Source organism: Streptomyces sp. Ru73 (assembly GCF_002920575.1).
Classification (GTDB): Bacteria; Actinomycetota; Actinomycetes; order Streptomycetales; family Streptomycetaceae; genus Streptomyces.
In genome coordinates, this window is sequence record NZ_PQSQ01000038.1 from 29,422 (window position 1) to 45,867 (window position 16,446).

Annotated in this window: 16 protein-coding genes; 7 read left to right on the forward strand and 9 right to left on the reverse strand. The window is 72.0% G+C overall.

All coding sequences use genetic code 11. From position 1 onward, the window contains the following. Positions 1–61: 61 nt before the first annotated feature. Positions 62–2,926 carry an FAD-binding and (Fe-S)-binding domain-containing protein gene (locus C3486_RS18165; RefSeq protein ID WP_103833768.1) on the reverse strand — a complete coding sequence of 955 codons (2,865 nt, stop codon included), beginning with the start codon at positions 2,924–2,926 and terminating at the stop codon, positions 62–64. A 141-nt stretch (positions 2,927–3,067) separates the two neighbouring features. Here C3486_RS18165 and serC point away from each other — a divergent pair, with 141 nt between their 5' ends. Further along, positions 3,068–4,186: a phosphoserine transaminase gene (gene serC / locus C3486_RS18170; RefSeq protein WP_103833769.1), complete on the forward strand. Its 1,119-nt coding sequence runs from the start codon at positions 3,068–3,070 to the stop codon at positions 4,184–4,186. A 125-nt stretch (positions 4,187–4,311) separates the two neighbouring features. Here serC and C3486_RS18175 read toward each other — a convergent pair whose 3' ends face one another. Continuing rightward, positions 4,312–5,373 (reverse strand): hypothetical protein, encoded by a 1,062-nt coding sequence (locus C3486_RS18175; RefSeq protein WP_103833770.1) that lies wholly within the window; start codon positions 5,371–5,373, stop codon positions 4,312–4,314. Between the two features lie 91 nt (positions 5,374–5,464). Between C3486_RS18175 and C3486_RS18180 the strand changes: the two genes are divergently transcribed. Beyond that, on the forward strand, positions 5,465–6,151 hold the full coding sequence (locus C3486_RS18180) for a GDSL-type esterase/lipase family protein (RefSeq protein WP_103833771.1): 687 nt from the start codon (positions 5,465–5,467) through the stop codon (positions 6,149–6,151). Here the strand turns inward: C3486_RS18180 and C3486_RS18185 are convergent. After that, positions 6,148–6,570: a hypothetical protein gene (locus C3486_RS18185; RefSeq protein WP_103833772.1), complete on the reverse strand. Its 423-nt coding sequence runs from the start codon at positions 6,568–6,570 to the stop codon at positions 6,148–6,150. The genes C3486_RS18180 and C3486_RS18185 overlap by 4 nt on opposite strands. Before the next feature lie 132 nt (positions 6,571–6,702). Between C3486_RS18185 and C3486_RS18190 the strand changes: the two genes are divergently transcribed. Genes C3486_RS18190 through C3486_RS18200 form a run of 3 tightly spaced genes read left to right on the forward strand, consistent with a single transcriptional unit; the run spans position 6,703 to position 8,665 of the window. Further along, positions 6,703–7,467 (forward strand): helix-turn-helix transcriptional regulator, encoded by a 765-nt coding sequence (locus tag C3486_RS18190; RefSeq protein ID WP_374936890.1) that lies wholly within the window; start codon positions 6,703–6,705, stop codon positions 7,465–7,467. Next, entirely contained in the window at positions 7,464–7,685 is a 222-nt protein-coding gene (locus tag C3486_RS18195; protein WP_103833774.1) for a DUF397 domain-containing protein, read from the forward strand. Before C3486_RS18190 ends, C3486_RS18195 begins: the two co-directional genes overlap by 4 nt. Then, positions 7,667–8,665 (forward strand): aldo/keto reductase, encoded by a 999-nt coding sequence (locus C3486_RS18200; RefSeq protein WP_103833775.1) that lies wholly within the window; start codon positions 7,667–7,669, stop codon positions 8,663–8,665. The genes C3486_RS18195 and C3486_RS18200 overlap by 19 nt, the downstream gene beginning before the upstream one ends. Before the next feature lies 1 nt (position 8,666). Here the strand turns inward: C3486_RS18200 and C3486_RS18205 are convergent, their stop codons facing one another. From C3486_RS18205 to C3486_RS18225, 5 genes are all read right to left on the reverse strand, one after another. Then, complete coding sequence (locus C3486_RS18205; RefSeq protein ID WP_103833776.1) at positions 8,667–9,599, reverse strand: GlxA family transcriptional regulator; 933 nt, start codon at positions 9,597–9,599, stop codon at positions 8,667–8,669. After that, positions 9,596–10,171, reverse strand: coding sequence for a cysteine hydrolase family protein (locus C3486_RS18210; protein WP_103833777.1), 576 nt, complete (start codon positions 10,169–10,171; stop codon positions 9,596–9,598). The genes C3486_RS18205 and C3486_RS18210 overlap by 4 nt, the downstream gene beginning before the upstream one ends. Before the next feature lie 391 nt (positions 10,172–10,562). Then, positions 10,563–11,135 (reverse strand): RNA 2',3'-cyclic phosphodiesterase, encoded by a 573-nt coding sequence (gene thpR / locus C3486_RS18215; protein WP_103833778.1) that lies wholly within the window; start codon positions 11,133–11,135, stop codon positions 10,563–10,565. A 261-nt stretch (positions 11,136–11,396) separates the two neighbouring features. Beyond that, positions 11,397–12,797 carry an MFS transporter gene (locus C3486_RS18220; protein WP_103833779.1) on the reverse strand — a complete coding sequence of 467 codons (1,401 nt, stop codon included), beginning with the start codon at positions 12,795–12,797 and terminating at the stop codon, positions 11,397–11,399. Between the two features lie 277 nt (positions 12,798–13,074). Then, on the reverse strand, positions 13,075–13,512 hold the full coding sequence (locus C3486_RS18225) for a MarR family winged helix-turn-helix transcriptional regulator (protein ID WP_103833780.1): 438 nt from the start codon (positions 13,510–13,512) through the stop codon (positions 13,075–13,077). A 166-nt stretch (positions 13,513–13,678) separates the two neighbouring features. On the opposite strand from C3486_RS18225, the gene C3486_RS18230 reads away from it, so the two are divergent. Further along, on the forward strand, positions 13,679–13,867 hold the full coding sequence (locus C3486_RS18230; RefSeq protein WP_030609984.1) for a hypothetical protein: 189 nt from the start codon (positions 13,679–13,681) through the stop codon (positions 13,865–13,867). Positions 13,868–14,033: 166 nt separating this feature from the next. Here C3486_RS18230 and C3486_RS18235 read toward each other — a convergent pair whose 3' ends face one another. After that, the gene (locus tag C3486_RS18235; RefSeq protein ID WP_103833781.1) at positions 14,034–15,506 is read right to left on the reverse strand and encodes an NCS2 family permease; all 1,473 of its coding nucleotides are present in this window, start codon (positions 15,504–15,506) and stop codon (positions 14,034–14,036) included. Positions 15,507–16,094: 588 nt separating this feature from the next. Between C3486_RS18235 and C3486_RS18240 the strand changes: the two genes are divergently transcribed. After that, positions 16,095–16,412, forward strand: a complete 318-nt coding sequence (locus tag C3486_RS18240; protein WP_103833782.1) for a DUF2530 domain-containing protein — start codon at positions 16,095–16,097, stop codon at positions 16,410–16,412. Positions 16,413–16,446 lie beyond the last annotated feature (34 nt).

Below are 16,446 nucleotides of genomic sequence, written 5' to 3' on the forward strand. Positions count from 1 at the left end.
GGCACTCGAAAAAATGCAATTTCCGCGACTTCGTTGCGATCGCACATTTCCGGCCGTTCCCTCACAAGTGTTCCGCGAGCACCTCCGCGAGATGGCGGCCGGGACGTTCTCCCAGCTGAGCGAGTTGCGTACGACAGGAGAAGCCATCGGCGACGATCTCGGTCGTCGGGTCGGCACCCCGTACCGCAGGCAGGAGCTGTTCTTCCGCACACGCCACGGAGACGTCGTAATGGCCGCGTTCGAAGCCGAAGTTGCCCGCGAGGCCGCAGCAGCCGCCGCTCAGTTCGCCGGTCAGACCCGCGCGCTCGCGCAGCCGGCGCTCGGCCGCGTCGCCGAGGACGGCGTGCTGGTGGCAGTGGGTCTGACCGGCCACGGGGCGGTCGATCCTGGGCGGCTCCCAGTCCGGCGCGAACTCCTCCAGGTACTGCGCGAAGGTCCGCACCGAGCGGGCCAGCTCGGCCGCGCGCGGGTCGTCCGAAAGCAGTTCGGGCAGATCGGTGCGGAGGGTAGCGGCGCAGCTCGGCTCCAGGACGACCAGCGGGCGGCCGAGGGCCGGGCCGATGTGGTCCAGGGTGCGGCGCATGACCTTGCGTGCCTGGTCGAGCTGGCCGGTGGAGACGTAGGTCAGGCCGCAGCAGACGGGCTTGCCGGGAGCGGCGGGGAGGACGACTTCCTTGCCCGCGGCCTCCAGGACCCGCACCGCCGCCTGCCCCACGGAGGGCGAGAGGTAGGTGGTGAAGGTGTCGGGCCAGAGGGTGGCGGCCTTCGCGTGCGGGATGATCCGCGGCCGGGGGCCGGGCGTACGGTCGCGGAAGCGGCGGGCGAACCAGCGCGTGAACGGCTCCGGCGCGATCTCCGGGATCGTGCGCTCCCCCGCGATGCCGCCCGCCCGCTTGGCCAGCGCGGCGAGCGGCCCGACGCCGGCCGCCGCGTTGAGCACCGGGGCCAGCCGGGCGGCGGACGCGGCGCGCAGCCACTGCGGCAGCCGGCCCATGGCGTAGTGCGCGGCGGGCCGCAGCCGCCCCGCGTAGTGGTGGTGCAGGAACTCCGCCTTGTACGTGGCCATGTCCACGCCCACCGGGCAGTCGCTGCGGCAGCCCTTGCAGGACAGGCAGAGGTCGAGCGCATCGTGCACCTCGGCCGAGCGCCAGCCGTCGGTGACCACCTCGCCCGCCAGCATCTCGTGCAGCAGCCGGGCCCGGCCGCGGGTGGAGTGCCGCTCCTCGCCCGTCGCGCGGAAGGACGGGCACATCACGCCCGCGCCGGAGACCGAGGTGTTCCGGCACTTGGCGACGCCGACGCAGCGCCGGACGGCAGCGGAGAAGTCACCCTTGTCGTGCGGATAGCCGAACTCCACGTCGACCGGCTGCTTCGGCAGCACGGCGAAGCGGAGATTGTCGTCCATGCGGTGGGGGCGGACGAGCATGCCGGGGTTGAGCCCGCCCGCCGGGTCCCAGATGTCCTTGAAACGCCCGAAGAGGCCGACGAGTTCCGGACCGTACATCTTCGGCAGCAGCTCGGCGCGCGCCTGCCCGTCGCCGTGCTCGCCGGACAGCGACCCGCCGTGCGCGACCACCAGCTCCCCCAGGTCGTGCGAGAACTCCCGGAAGCGGCGGATGCCCGGCTCGGTGAGCAGGTCGAAGTCGATGCGCACGTGGATGCAGCCGTCGCCGAAGTGGCCGTACGGAGTGCCGCGCAGCCCGTGCTGGGCGAGCAACGCCCGGAAGTCGCGGAGGTAGCCGCCGAGCCGCTCGGGCGGCACCGCGCAGTCCTCCCACCCCGGCCACGCCTCACTGCCGTCGGGCATGCGGGTCGCCGTCCCGGAGGCGTCCTCCCGCACCCGCCACAGGGCGCGCTGCCCCGCCGGGTCGGACACCACCGTGTGGTCCGTCGTCCCGCCGGCCGCCGCGCGGCACAGCTCCTCGGCACGCGCCCGCGCCTCCGCCGGCGAGCCGCCGCCCGTCTCCACGAAGAGCCAGGCGCCGCCCTTGGGCAGCCCGCCCGCGTCCGGCACCAGGTCGGACGCCATGCCCTCGACCGTCAGCGGCCCGAACGGCAGCAGGGTGTGCGCGGCCTCGGCCGCCGCGCCCTCGTCCGGGTAGCCCAGTACGGCCAGGGCACGGGCCGCCGGCGCCTCGACCAGCTTCACCGTCGCCCCGGTGAGCACGCCGAGCGTGCCCTCGCTGCCGGTGAGCGCCCGCGCCAGGTCGACGCCCTTCTCGGGGAGCAGGGTGTCCAGCGCGTACCCGGAGATCCGGCGCGGCAGCTCGGGGAACCCGGTGCGCAGCAGCGCGAGGTTGTCATCGACAAGGGCGCGCACGCCGTCCGCGAGGGCGCCCGGCACCCCGTCGAGCCCCTGTCCGGCCCGGACCCGCTCGCCCCCGTACGTCAGCACGTCCAGCGCGCTCACGTTGTCGGCCGTCGTCCCCCAGGCCACCGAGTGCGAGCCGCAGGAGTTGTTGCCGATCATGCCGCCGATGGTGCAGCGGCTGTGCGTGGACGGATCGGGCCCGAAGGTCAGGCCGTGCGCGGCGGCCGCGGTGCGCAGCTCGTCGCAGATCACGCCCGGCTCGACCACGGCCGTCCGCGCCTCCGGGTCCAGCGACACGATCCGCCGCATGTGGCGGGTGAAGTCCAGCACCACCCCCGCACCCGTGGCCTGCCCCGCGATGGACGTCCCGCCGCCGCGCGGCACCACCGGCACGCCGTGCCCCCGGCAGACCTCCAGCGCGGCCGCGACGTCCGCCGCGTCCCGTGGCGCGACCACCGCCAGCGGCACCCGCCGGTAGTTCGACGCGTCCATCGTCACCAGCGCCCGGTCCGCCGCGGTGCCCGACACCTCGCCCCGTACGGCCGCCGCCAGGGCCCGTACCAGCGCCCGGTCCGCCGCTCCTGTCCCCGTCTCCTCCTGCACACGATCAGCCATACCCCTCAGCCTGCCCCGCGGGGCACCGGGGAATGGCGCACGACTCCCTGACCGGCGCGAACCGCTCCTTCCTCGGACACGCCCGTCTCAACCGCTGGACTCCGGTCAGAGCCGGGCCGCCCGACGGATTAGGCTGCGTACGTGGCTGAGATCCAGATTCCCGCTGACATCAAGCCCGCCGACGGTCGCTTCGGCGCGGGTCCCTCCAAGGTGCGTACGGAGGCTCTCGACGCGCTCGCCGCGACCGGCACCTCCCTCATGGGCACCTCCCACCGCCAGGCCCCGGTGAAGAACCTGGTCGGCAAGGTGCGCGAGGGCGTCCGCGACCTCTTCCAGCTCCCCGAGGGCTACGAGGTCGTGCTCGGCAACGGCGGCTCCACCGCGTTCTGGGACGTCGCGACGCACGGTCTGATCGAGCGCAAGTCCCAGCACCTCACCTTCGGCGAGTTCTCCTCGAAGTTCGCCAAGGCCAGCAAGCTCGCGCCCTGGCTGGAGGAGCCCACCGTCATCTCCTCCGACCCCGGCACGCACCCGGAGCCGCAGGCCGAGGAGGGCGTGGACGTCTACGCCTTCACCCACAACGAGACCTCCACCGGTGTCGCCATGCCCATCAAGCGGGTGGCGGGCGCCGACGAGGGCGCGCTGGTCCTGGTCGACGCCACCTCCGGCGCCGGCGGCCTGCCGGTCGACGTCGCCGAGACGGACGTCTACTACTTCGCTCCGCAGAAGTCCTTCGCCTCCGACGGCGGCCTGTGGATCGGCATCTTCTCCCCGGCCGCCCTGGAGCGCGCCCGCAGCGTCCACGCCTCGGGCCGCCACGTGCCGGAGTTCTTCTCCCTCCCCACGGCGATCGACAACTCGCTCAAGAACCAGACGTACAACACCCCGGCCCTCGCCACCCTCTTCCTGCTCAACGACCAGCTGGAGTGGCTGAACGGCCAGGGCGGCCTGGACTGGGCGGTCCGCCGCACGGCGACCTCCTCGCGCACCCTGTACGGCTGGGCCGAGGACTCCAAGTACGCCACCCCGTTCGTCGCCGACCCGGCCAAGCGCTCGCAGGTCATCGGCACGATCGACTTCAACGACGACGTGGACGCCGCGGCCGTCGCCAAGGCCCTGCGCGCCAACGGCATCGTCGACACCGAGCCGTACCGCAAGCTCGGCCGCAACCAGCTGCGCGTCGCGATGTTCCCGGCCATCGACCCGGCCGACATCGAGGCGCTGACGAAGTGCATCGACTACGTGATCGAGAAGCTCTGACGTTCACTCACGCGCGTCATCCGTACGGGCCCCGGCAGTCGTCCTGCCGGGGCCCGTACGCGTGCGGTCCGTACGCATACCGCCCGTGCGCATGCGGCTCCTGACGCGTGCGGCGCCGCCCTCGCTCAGCGGTGGCCGCGGCCCCGGCGGCGGATCGCCAGGATCGCGGCGATGGCCACGCCGATGACGACGACGCCGGTGACGGCCGGGCTGCCCTTCTCCGAGGAGTCCGAGGAGCCGGACGAGCCGGAGGAGCCGGAGGAGCCGTCCGGGCCCGTCGTGCCGCCCGAGCCGTCCTTGCCGTCGCCGCCCGGTGAGGCGGAATCGCCGTCGGACACCGCGTCCGGGAGCTGCTTTCCGCTCAGCCCCACCGGCTGCACCTGGCTGTCCTTGCCCTCGGAGCCGAACATCAGCGTCCGTCCGTCGGGCGTGAACGTCACCGACTCGCCCTGGCCCTGTATCGGCACGCCCACGCTGCCGATGTCGTCCTTCGGCCGGCCGTCCTGCCAGCGGAACATCCGGCCGCCGAAGTAGCTGCGCAGCATCAGCCGGCTGCCGTCCGGCGAGAAGGCGCCGTCGGTGATCCACATGTCGATGCCGGAGACGCGCCGGAAGACGTTCGGGCCGGACGTGCTCAGCCGCTCGGGACCGGCGTACAGCGCGGCGCCCCCGTCCTCCTTCTTCGACGCGATGTAGACCCGCCCGGTCTTCGGATGGACCATCAGCGCCTCGGCGTCCCGCGGCCCGTCCGCGTACTTCACGACGTACTGGGAGGCCGTGACGGTCTGGTCGCGGAGCTGCTTCGGCTCCGGGAAGCGGTAGATCCAGACGTGGTCCCAGGAGCCGCCGAGGTTGTCGCCGATGTCGCCGACGTACAGATCGCCGTCCGGGCCGAGGGAGATCGCCTCCACGTCCCGCGGGTCGCCGACGCCGCGCATCGTGACGGTGGCGACCGTCCGCCCGGTCCTGGAGTCCACGGCGTAGACGTACGGCCCGTCGTCGCTGTCGTTGTGGGTCCAGTAGATGCCGGGGTGCGCGCGGCTGGCGGCCAGGCCGCTGGACTCGGTGATCCGCGGGTCCTTGACGGTGAACGGCTCCGGCTCAGCGCCGGGCGCGGCCACGGCGCCGGCGGCCGACGCGAAGAGCAGTACCCCCGCGGCACCTGCCGCACACAGAAGCGAACGCATGCCCCCAAGCTTCCCATCAGCGCGGCCGTGTGCGGCGGCGCGTGGTCAGCGTCACGTACCGGGCCGCCCGGTGATCGGCGAAAATGGCCGGATGCGGATCATGCTCGTCGGCGACTCCATGACCATCGGCTCCGCCGGCGACTACACCTGGCGTTACCGCATGTGGCAGCACCTGAACCGGACGTACGGCGGCCCGTACCGCATCGTCGGCCCGCGCGACACGCTCTACGAGGTGGCCGCGGCGGCCCCCGTCTCGCACGACTACGGCGACCCCGCCTTCCCCGAGCGCGCCCGCCGCCACCTCGCCGGCTGGGGCGAGGGCTGGCTGCACATGGCCCCGCTCATCGCCGAGGCGGTGCGCGCCCACAAGGCCGACACGCTGCTCATCTCCCTCGGCCTGATAGACCTCGGCTTCTACACGAACGCGGACGACACCGCAGCGAACGTCCGCCGCTTCTTCGCCGAGGCCCGCGCCGCGCAGCCGCACCTCCGCGCGGTACTCCTCCCCGTCATCCCCAACATCCGGGCCCTGACGGACACCGCCTTCGCCGCCGAGTGCGACCGCTTCAACGAACTCCTGGCCAAGGCCGTGGCCGACCTCTCCACGCCGCAGTCGCCCCTGCTCCTCGCCTCCCCGCCGGTGGACTACGTCCTGGACCGCGACACCTACGACGGCACCCACCCGTCCCCCTCGGGCGAACACCTCCTGGCCGCCGCCTTCGCCGACGCACTCCACCAGGGGTGGGACGTGGGCGGGCCGTACGAACCGGTGGCCTAGCCGGACGCGGCCAGCACCCGCACGATCATCTCCTGCAGCAGCTCCGGCTCCACGAAGGGCGCTTCCGCGCAGGGGAGCGACCGCCAGTCGAGCGGCCAGGTGTCGCCGTAGAGCGCGGGCACGCCGACGAACGCGGTGTGCCGCGCCCCGCCCCGCCCCAGCACCTCCGCCCCCACCGGCCACGCGTATGCCGCGGCGGTGCGCGGCGGCAGCAGGAAGTAGGAGTTCCGGCCCCGCGTCCAGGCCCGGACGATCGGCCCGGCCCGGAAGTCGGTGAACTGCATCAGCTCGTACGCGACTTGCTCGCCGAAGAGATCCCCGATGCGAAGGGCGTCGAAGTGCACGCCGACGAGCCGCAGCGCATGCCCTGAGGCGGGCACCCAGCCCGGTACGAGATCGGGTGAGATTCGCAGGTTCATGACCCGAACCATTCCGCTGCGCGGTTGGGTGTGACCAGTGCCGCAAGGGGGCCGTGGGGCCCCGTGAACGAAGGGGAGGGTGCCGTGCACGGGAGTGGACAAGGCTCCGGGAACACGCGGATGTTCGGCGCCATGCTGCGCTTCTACCGGCAGCAGGCCGGGCTGACACAGGAGGCCCTGGGGAGGCGGATCGAGTTCTCCAAGTCCCAGGTGGCGATGGTGGAACGGGGCGATCGCCCCCCGAAGGGGACGTTCGTCCCGCGGGCCGACGAGGCGGTCGGTGCACGCGGTGCACTGCTGGCGGCGGCCGCCGAGCTGCATGTCAGCCGAATGCCGTACTGGTTCCGGGAGTTCGCCGAGGAAGAGGCGACGTGCCTCACCCTGCACTCGTACCAGAATCACGTCCTGCCGGGGCAACTGCAGACCGAGGCGTACGCCCGCGTGGTCTTCGGCTGCCACTGCCCGCCGTTGAGCGACGACGAGATCGAGGCACGGGTGGCCACCCGCCTGGCCCGGCAGAAGCTGTTCCACCGCAGGCCGGCGGCCGTCATCAGCTTCGTCGTGGAACAGAGCGCCCTCTGCCGCCCTCTCGGCGGCCCGGCGGTCCTCAAGGAGCAGCTGCACCACGTGCTCGACATCAGCCGGCTGCGCAATGTCGAGATCCAGGTGATGCCCTCCAGCCGGCAGACCCACGCGGGGCTCGACGGCCCCATGGTGCTGTTGGAGACCGCCGAGCGACGCCAACTCGCCTACGTCGAAGGGCAGAACGGCAGCTTTTTCATCAGCGAGCAGCCGGGCCTGGGGGACATGTCCGCGCGGTATGGCATTCTGCGAGCCCAGGCCCTCAGTCCCGAGGACTCCGCGCAACTCATCGAGCAGGTGGCCAAGGAGCTATGAACACCAACCTCCAGTGGTTCAAGAGCAGCTACAGCGGCAGTCAGGGCGGGGACTGCGTCGAGGTCGCGATCGCACCCGCCGCCGTCCACATCCGGGACTCCAAAGACATAGCGCGCCCCGGCGTCAGCGCGTCCCCCGAGGCGTGGGACAGCTTCATGTCCTTGATTCGAGTGCGCTCCAAGGCGTTGGCTGTGGAGGCATGGAGTACACGCAGCTAGGACGTACCGGACTCAAGGTCAGCCGACTCGTGCTCGGGACGATGAACTTCGGGCCGCAGACGGACGAGGCCGGCAGTCACACGATCATGGATGCCGCGCTGGGCGCGGGGGTCAACTTCTTCGACACCGCCAACGTCTACGGCTGGGGTGAGAACAAGGGCCGCACCGAGGAGATCATCGGGTCCTGGTTCGCCAAGGGCGGGGGCCGGCGCGACAAGGTGGTCCTCGCGACCAAGGTCTACGGGAACATGGCGCCGGACGGCGCCACCGTCTGGCCCAACCACGACAAGCTGTCGGCCGTGAACATCCGGCGGGCCGTGGACGCCAGCCTCAAGCGGCTGGGGACGGACTACATCGACCTGTACCAGTTCCACCACGTGGACCGGGCGACGCCGTGGGACGAGATCTGGCAGGCGATCGACGTCCTCGTGCAGCAGGGGAAGATCCTGTACGCGGGGTCCTCGAACCACGCGGGCTGGCACATCGCGCAGGCCAATGAGACCGCCGCGCGCCGCGGCTCGTACGGGCTCGTCAGCGAGCAGTGCCTGTACAACCTCGCCGAGCGGCGCGCCGAGATGGAGGTCATCCCGGCCGCGCAGGGCTACGGGCTCGGCGTGATCCCGTGGTCGCCGCTGCACGGCGGGCTGCTGGGCGGCGCCATCCGCAAGGAGCGGGAGGGCGGGGCCGGCCGTACCGCCTCCGGGCGGGCCGCCGACACGCTCGCCGACCCGGCGGCGCGCGCGCAGATCCAGGCGTACGAGGACGTTGTGGACAAGCACGGGCTGGAGCCGGGCGAGGTCGCGCTGGCGTGGCTGCTCACCCGGCCCGGTGTGACGGGCCCGATCGTGGGGCCGCGTACGACGGACCAGCTCGCGTCGGCGCTGCGGGCGGTCGAGCTCACGCTGCCGGACGAGCTGCTGCGGTCGCTGGACGAGATCTTCCCCGGTCCGGGACCGTCGCCCGAGGCGTTCGCCTGGTGAGTCACGTGCCGTCGACAGGCACACGCGTCGCCCGGGCGCGCAGGCGGCGGAGCATCCGGGCGTCCTCGAACCCCACCTCGCGGGCCGCGGCTTCCACCGTCGTGCCGTGGCTGATCAGATGCTCGGCGCGTTCCAGCCGCAGCGTCTGCTGGTAGCGCAGCGGCGTCAGCCCGCCCGTGGCGCGGTGGAACAGCCGCGTCAGCGTGCGTTCGCTGACGCCCGCCGAGGCCGCCACCCGCGCCAGCGGCAGCGGTTCGGCGAAGCGTGCGTCGATGAGGTCCTGGACGCGGTGGACGGTGTCGTCCAGGTGCGAGCGGTGCCGCAGCATGGCGCTGGCCTGCGGCTCGTGGCCGTTGCGGCGGGCGTAGACGACCATGTCCCGCGCCACCTGGGCGGCCAGGGCCGGGCCGTGGCGGGCCGCCAGCAGGTGCAGGGCCAGGTCGATGCCGCTGGCGATGCCCGCCGAGGTCACCACCCGGTCCTCGGCGGTGAACAGTACGTCCCGCACCACGGTCGCCCGGGGATGGCGCGCTGCCAGCTCGTCCTGGAGGTCGTGGTGCGTGGTGCACCGGCGCCCGTCCAGCAGTCCCGCCCGGCCGAGCGCCTCGGCGCCGGCGCACACGCTGGCGACGGTGCCCCCGGCGGCGTGGTGGGCGCGCAGCCGAGCCAGCGTGTCCGGGCTCGGCTCCGGTCCGCCGGCCAGGGTGGGCGCGCGCCAGCCCGGCACCACGACCAAGTCGTCGTCGCCCAGCTCCGGCCAGCGGGTCTGCGCGGTCAGCGGCAGGCCCTGGGCACTGCACACCTGCTCCTGCTCGCCGACGTAACCGATCCGGTACGGCTGCCCGTGGTCCGCCGCCGTGCTGAAGACCTGGGCCGGTCCGGCCAGGTCGAGCAGGTGCACCCCGGGCAGGAGGACGAAGACGACGAGGCTCACGCCGGGACGGTCTCCGGCTCCGCCACCGGCCCGGCCGCCGGCTCCGCCTCCAGTTCGGCCACCGTGGCGATCCGGGCGAAGCGGCCACGCAGTACCGCCTCCGTACGCTCGATGATCGCGTCCGCGCCGAGGTCACCGATCGGGTTGGTGGTCGTGGCGTCGGTGACGAAGACCATCCGGTACCCGAGGTCGCTGCCGACCCGGGTCGTGGTCTCCACGCACTGCTCGGTACGGATGCCGCAGACCCGCAGCTCCCGTACGCCCGCCTCGGTCAGCAGCTGCTGCAGGTTGGTGGTGGTGAAGGCGTTGTGGGAGGTCTTGTACAGGACGGGCTCACCGGGCTCCGGCCGTGCCAGCTCCTCCAGCAGGCGGACGTGGCCCTCGGCCGGGTCGAACACGCCACCGCTGCCGGGCTCGGAGTGCAGTACCCAGACCACCATGTCGCCTTGGGCGCGGGCGAGGCGGACCAGCCGGTTGACCGGCTCCGCGATCTTGGGGTTGGCGATCTGCTCCCACAGCGGGCGGGCCCGGAAGGACTCCTGGACGTCTATCACGATCAGCGCTCGGTTCATGCCCCCATCCTGGTCCGGGCCGGTGCCGGGACGTCAGGCCCGATCCGGGCCGGTGCCGGAACGATCCGGTCAGCACGCCGGGAGTGCCGCCAGTGCGCCGGAAGTCGGACCAGTACGCAGAGGGTGCGGTCAGCATCCCGGGAGTGCGGTCGGCACGCCGGAAGTGCGGTCAGCGCGCCCGGGAGGCTCCGGAAGTACGCCGGTCAGTGCGGGGGCACTGGGGCGTCACTGAAGGGCGGCCGCCACGACGACGACGATCAGCAGCACGGCGAGCAGACCGGACATGATCCGGTTACGGGTCTTGGGATCCACCCTTCGAGCGTAACCGGACGGCCGGACGGGCCCGCAGCCAGTACCGCCGTACCCGGGTGCGCTCAGTGCCCCGGCGCGCTCAGTGTCCCAGCGGCCAGGACGTCACCGTCTCGTAGCGGGGCTGCTCGCCGGGGACGCCGGAGGCGGGGAGGTTGCTGCGGACCAGGGCCAGTTCGGTCACGGACCACTCCTCGCTCTCGTACTCCGCGAGCGCTTCCGAGAAGGGGACGAGGTCCACGCGGGCCTCGCCCCCACGGCTCCGGGCGAGGGTCAGATGGGGCGTGTACCGGCGGTGCTCGCCCATGTCGACGCCGGCCCGGCGCGCGGCGGCGGCTGCCGAGTCGGCCAGGTGCCGCATCGGGTCCAGGCCGCCCGCGGCGCCCGCCCACAGCACCTTGTGGTCGAACCGGCCGCCGCCGCTGACGCGCAGCGGGAACGGGCCGTGCCGGTGGGCGGCGCGGGCCAGCCGGGTGTGCAGCTCGGGCAGCAGGTCGTCGGCCACCTCGCCGTAGAAGGCGAGCGTGAAGTGCCAGCCCGCGTGCCCGGTCCAGCGCAGGCGCTCCGCGCCGGGCAGCCGGCGCAGGGCCGCGGTCTCGGCGGCCAGTTCGTCGATCACCGCCGGCGGCGGCAGGACCGCTGCGAAGAGTCTCATGCGGTCATTCTGGCGTGTGCACCGCCACTGGGGCCGATCACGCAGTTCCCCGCGCCCCTTGAGGGACGCGGGGAACTGGGCGAGCAACCACGACGGATCCGCGGACGGCGACCCACAGGCGCTGGCACCGCCCCGCCACGGGCGGCGAGCGTCACACCACAGCAGCGACCCGCCCCCGCGCGGTGACGCTCACACCCACAGGCAGCGAACCGCTCACCGGCGGCGACGCTCACACCGCACGCAACCCGCCGGCGGCGACCGTCACGCCGCCGCCGCGACCCGTTCGTGGGCCGCGCCCTCGCGGGGGACGAGGGCCACGTGCTGGTGGCCGGGGCGGAGGTCGACCTTGAGGCGGAGGCCGCCGATGCGGGCGAGGACCAGGCCGACGCCCACCGCGGCCAGCGCGGAGACCGCGCCGCCGGTGAGGAAGCCGATCCGGGCGCCGAACTCGTCCGTGATCCAGCCGACGAGCGGTGCGCCCAGCGGCGTACCGCCCATGAAGACCATCATGAACAGGCTCATCACACGGCCGCGCATCGCCGGGTCCGTGGCCAGCTGGACGCTGGAGTTCGCGGTGACGTTGATGGTCAGGCCGCACATGCCGATCGGGACGAGGAGGACCGCGTACAGCCAGAAGGTCGGCGCGAGCGAGGCCGTGATCTCCAGGACGCCGAAGAGGAGCGCGGCGCCCACCAGGAGGCGCAGGCGGGAGGTGACGCGCCGGGCCGCGAGCAGTGCGCCGGCCAGCGAGCCGGCCGCCATCAGGGTGTTGAGCAGGCCGTACGTGCCGGCGCCCGAGTGGTAGACCTTGTCCACGAAGGCGGTCAGCCAGATCGGGAAGTTGAAGCCGAAGGTGCCGATGAAGCCGACCAGCACGATCGGCCAGATCAGGTCGGGGCGGCCCGCCACGTACCGGAGGCCCTCACGGAGCTGGCCCTTGCCGCGCGGTACGACCTTGCCCGGGTACAGCTCGGCGGAGCGCATCATCAGCAGGCCGATGATCGGCGCGATGAAGGACAGGCCGTTGAGCATGAAGGCCCAGCCGCTGCCGACGGCGGTGATCAGTACGCCCGCGACGGCGGGGCCGACCAGCCGGGCCGACTGGAAGTTCGCGGAGTTCAGGCTGACGGCGTTGCGCAGGTCGTCGGGGCCGACCATCTCGGAGACGAACGACTGGCGGGCCGGGTTGTCGACGACGGTGACCAGGCCGAGTACGAAGGCGACGAGGTAGACGTGCCAGACCTGGACCTGCCCCGTCAGGGTCAGTACGGCGAGGGCGAGTCCCGTGAGGCCCATCGCGGACTGGGTCATCAGCAGCAGCTTGCGCTTGGGCAGCCGGTCGGCGATGACGCCGCCGTACAGCCCGAAGAGCAGCATGGGCAGGAACTGGAGCGCGGTGGTGATGCCGACAGCGGCGGAGGAGCCGGTCAGGCTCAGCACCAGCCAGTCCTGGGCGATGCGCTGCATCCAGGTGCCGGTGTTGGAGACGACCTGGCCGGTCGCGAAGAGCCGGTAGTTGCGGTTGCGCAGCGAGCTGAAGGTGCCCTTGCGCGGCTTGACGGCAGCCGCTGCGGCTTCCGCGGGGGCGTGGGCGGCGCCGGTCCCGCGGTCGTTGTCGGGGTTCGGTGCGGGGGCGGAATCTGTTCCGGGTCCCGTACTCAAGTGGGTTCGCCTCCTCGGCGGTCGGTGGTCAGCTGCTCGGTGGCGACATCTCGTGGGGTGGTGCGTCGGCGGTACGTACAGGTGCCGTACGTACAGGTGCGGTGTGTCCAGGTGCGGTTCGCGCAGATGCGGTGTGTGCAGTTGTGGTTCCCGCAGATGCGGTTTGTGCAGTTGTGCAGGTGCGGCTCGTGCAGTTTGTGCAGTCGCGGTTCGTGCAGGTCGTGCGGGCCGGGGGCGGCTGCTGCGGCGCCGTCCTTCCCGGCCCGGCGTGCCGCGCTCAGAGGTGCGCGAGCTTCTCCAGGACGGGTGCGGCGGCACGCAGCGCCGCCCACTCGTCCTCGTCCAGGCCGGAGGCCAGCTCCGCCAGCCAGACGTTGCGCTTGCGGCGGCTCTCCTCCAGCATCTCCTCGGCCTGCTCGGTCTGCGTGACGACCTTCTGGCGGCGGTCGTCGGGGTGCGGCTCCAGCCGGACCAGCCCCTTGGCCTCGAGCATCGCCACGATGCGGGTCATCGACGGCGGCTGGACGTGCTCCTTGCGGGCCAGCTCACCGGGGGTGGCCGAGCCGCAGCGCGCGAGCGTGCCCAGCACCGACATCTCGGTGGAGCTGAGCGATTCGTCGACCCGCTGGTGCTTGATCCGGCGGGACAGGCGCATGACGGCCGACCGCAGTGCGTTCACGGCGGCAGCGTCGTCGCCGAGGGACAGTTCCGGCATGTTTGTTAGCGTAACTCATTACTCTCGCTAAAGAAAGTCGAGGGACGCCGGACTGGATGCAGGTCTGGTGCAGGGCTGGATGCAGAACTCGATGCATCACCCAAACGAGTGAGGTGATGGCGGAAAGTGACGTGCGCCGGACGGCCGGACGGGGAACGTTGTCCGCATGGGATCGAGAGTGCTCAGCCTGCGGGTCGACGGCGAGCTGCTGGAGCGCATCGGACAGCACGCGGCCAAACGCGGCATGAGCGTCCAGGATTATGTGATCCGGACGCTCATGCGCGAGGACTTCGACGAACGCTTCAAGACGTCGGTCGAGGAGACGGAACGGTTCTACGCCGCTCCGCCGATATAGGAGCCGGTGGAGGAGAGGTCACTGGCCCGACACGGGTGACGTCACCGAGGTCATTGGTCCGACACGGATGACGTCACCGAGGTCACTGGTCCGACACGGATGACGTCACCGAGGTCACTGGTACGGGCGCGACACGGCCCGGGGCAGCCGCGCCGCGGGCGGCCGGCTACTTCAGGCCGAGTGCCTGCTCGATCGGGTTGAGCAGGAAGTAGACCAGGAAGCAGAGGCCGACGACGTCCAGCAGCCAGGGCACCTCCTTGAAGCGGCCGGTCGCGGCGCGCAGCAGGATGAAGGCCAGGACGCCGACGCCGATGCCGGTGGTGATGCTGTAGGTGAACGGCATCGACACGATCGTCAGGAACGCCGGGATGCCGACGGTGAAGTCGCTCCAGTCGATCTCGCGGACGTTGGACGCCATGATCAGGAAGCCGACGACGACCAGGGCGGGGGTCGCGGCCTGCGACGGGACGACCGTGGCGAGCGGGTTGAAGATCAGCGTGAGCAGGAAGAGCCCGCCGGTGACGACGTTCGCCAGACCGGTACGGGCACCCTCGCCGACGCCCGCGGTCGATTCAACAAAGCACGTGTTGGCCGAGCAGGAACCGAGCCCTCCGCCCGCGACGCCAATGCCGTCCAGCATCAGGATGCGGCCCATGCGCGGCATCTGGCCGTCCTTGTCGGCCAGCCCGGACTCCTCGCCGACGCCGATGATCGTGCCCATCGCGTCGAAGAAGCCGGAGAGCAGGACGGTGAAGACGAAGAGGCAGCCGGTGAGGATGCCGACCTTCTGGAAGCCGCCGAACAGGCTGATCTGACCGACCAGGCCGAAGTCCGGGGTGCCCACCAGCGCATGCGGGATCTTGGGCACGGCCAGGCCCCACGCGCTGTCCGGCAGGCCCGCGATGGTGTTGATGATGATCGCGACGATGGTCATCGCGACGATGCCGATGAGGATCGCGCCCTTGGTCTTCCGTACGGTCAGCACGAACATCAGCGCCAGGCCGAGCACGAACACCAGCACCGGCCAGCCCTGGAGCTGGCCGCCGGTGCCCAGGCCCAGCGGGACGGTGGTGTGGGCGGAGTCCGGGTTGCGGCTGACGAAGCCGGAGTCGACCAGGCCGATCAGGGTGATGAAGAGGCCGATGCCGATGGCGATGGCGCGGCGCAGCCCGTTGGGGATGGCGTCCATGACGCGCTGCCGCAGACCGGAGGCGACCAGGATCATCAGCACGATGCCGGCCCAGACGACCATGCCCATGGCGTCCGGCCAGGTCATCTTGGGCGCGAGCTGGAGGGAGACCAGCGCGTTGATGCCGAGGCCGGCGGCGAGCGCGATCGGCACGTTGCCGATGACGCCCATCAGGACGGTGGTGAGACCGGCCATCAGCGCGGTGGCGGTGACGAGCTGGGCGTTGTCCAGGTGGTGCCCGTTCATGTCCTGACCGCCGGCCAGGATGATCGGGTTCAGGATCACGATGTAGGCCATCGCGAAGAAGGTGGCCAGACCGCCGCGCACCTCACGGGCGACCGTGGAGCGGCGTTCGGAGATTTGGAAGAACCGGTCGAGACCGTTCTTGGGCTCGGGCGTGGCGCCGGACGGGGAATCGGCGTCGGCCTGGGTGGTGGCCGGGGTGGGCATCGGTGGTGACCTCAGTGGTACGGGCCTGGGGAGGCGCGGCGGCCCGGAGCTACGGACCACACAACGATCGGATCAGGTTTGTTCTATCAGACGACAGAAACCGGTCAGATCCGGAAAGGTTCAGTATGAATAAACAAAACGATGATCGCTATCTCCGCGCGTAGACCCTTGCGGCGCGGGGCCCGAGGGGAGTGATTGCCGGGCGCCTGTCGTCCGCGGGCCGACACAGCGCGGGCGTACCGTCGTCCACCGGCCGGCGCAGCACGGGGGTACCGTCGTCCGCGGGCCGACACAGCGCGGGCGTACCGTCGTCCGCGGGCCGGCGCAGCACGGGGGTACCGTCGTCCGCCGGCCGGCCAGCGCTGGCGTACCGTTTCCCCCGGTTTCTCCCCCATGGGGGGGGTGCGAGGTCCCCTTCTCAGCACAGTAGTCCCAGGGTCCGACAGCGCCCGCCCGCCCAGGGCCCGACAGCGCCCGCCCAGGGCCCGACAGCCCGCCCCGCCTGCGCGGCGGCCCTGTGGGCGGCGGGTACGGCAGGCGGGAGTGCCGGTAACCGGCGGCGCGCCCGGTCGCCGTAAGCTAAGTGGTATGTGGAAGAAGTCCGAACTGCGCGAGGCCCCCGCACCGCTGGAAGGGCCCGTCGTCGCCACCATCACCGGCGGCACCGTCATCTGGTTCGTGCTCTTCCTGGCCCAGCTCCCCTTCTACGGCTGGTTCGACGACCGGGGCACCACCTGGTGGGTCTGGACGTGCCTGGCCGGCGGCGGGCTCGGGCTGCTCGGCGTCTGGTACGTCCGCCGGCGCGACGCCGCGATCAAGCGCGACGCGGCGGCCAAGCGGGACGCGGCAGCCAAGCGGGACGCGGCGGCCCAGCGCGACGGGGGCCGGGCCGCACCCAGCGCCTGACCCCCGCCTGATCCAGGACGCGCCGGGCCCTGAC

Bases quoted from the DNA above. Each gene is read 5' to 3' on its own strand.
- C3486_RS18200 (WP_103833775.1), top strand. From the start codon at position 7,667: ATGGAGTACACGCAGCTAGGACGTACCGGACTCAAGGTCAGCCGACTC.
- thpR (WP_103833778.1), bottom strand. From the start codon at position 11,135: ATGAGACTCTTCGCAGCGGTCCTGCCGCCGCCGGCGGTGATCGACGAA.
- C3486_RS18165 (WP_103833768.1), bottom strand. From the start codon at position 2,926: ATGGCTGATCGTGTGCAGGAGGAGACGGGGACAGGAGCGGCGGACCGG.
- C3486_RS18185 (WP_103833772.1), bottom strand. From the start codon at position 6,570: ATGAACCTGCGAATCTCACCCGATCTCGTACCGGGCTGGGTGCCCGCC.
- C3486_RS18175 (WP_103833770.1), bottom strand. From the start codon at position 5,373: ATGCGTTCGCTTCTGTGTGCGGCAGGTGCCGCGGGGGTACTGCTCTTC.
- C3486_RS18190 (WP_374936890.1), top strand. From the start codon at position 6,703: ATGCTGCGCTTCTACCGGCAGCAGGCCGGGCTGACACAGGAGGCCCTG.
- C3486_RS18230 (WP_030609984.1), top strand. From the start codon at position 13,679: ATGGGATCGAGAGTGCTCAGCCTGCGGGTCGACGGCGAGCTGCTGGAG.
- C3486_RS18240 (WP_103833782.1), top strand. From the start codon at position 16,095: ATGTGGAAGAAGTCCGAACTGCGCGAGGCCCCCGCACCGCTGGAAGGG.
- C3486_RS18225 (WP_103833780.1), bottom strand. From the start codon at position 13,512: ATGCCGGAACTGTCCCTCGGCGACGACGCTGCCGCCGTGAACGCACTG.
- C3486_RS18210 (WP_103833777.1), bottom strand. From the start codon at position 10,171: ATGAACCGAGCGCTGATCGTGATAGACGTCCAGGAGTCCTTCCGGGCC.
- C3486_RS18195 (WP_103833774.1), top strand. From the start codon at position 7,464: ATGAACACCAACCTCCAGTGGTTCAAGAGCAGCTACAGCGGCAGTCAG.
- C3486_RS18180 (WP_103833771.1), top strand. From the start codon at position 5,465: ATGCGGATCATGCTCGTCGGCGACTCCATGACCATCGGCTCCGCCGGC.
- C3486_RS18235 (WP_103833781.1), bottom strand. From the start codon at position 15,506: ATGCCCACCCCGGCCACCACCCAGGCCGACGCCGATTCCCCGTCCGGC.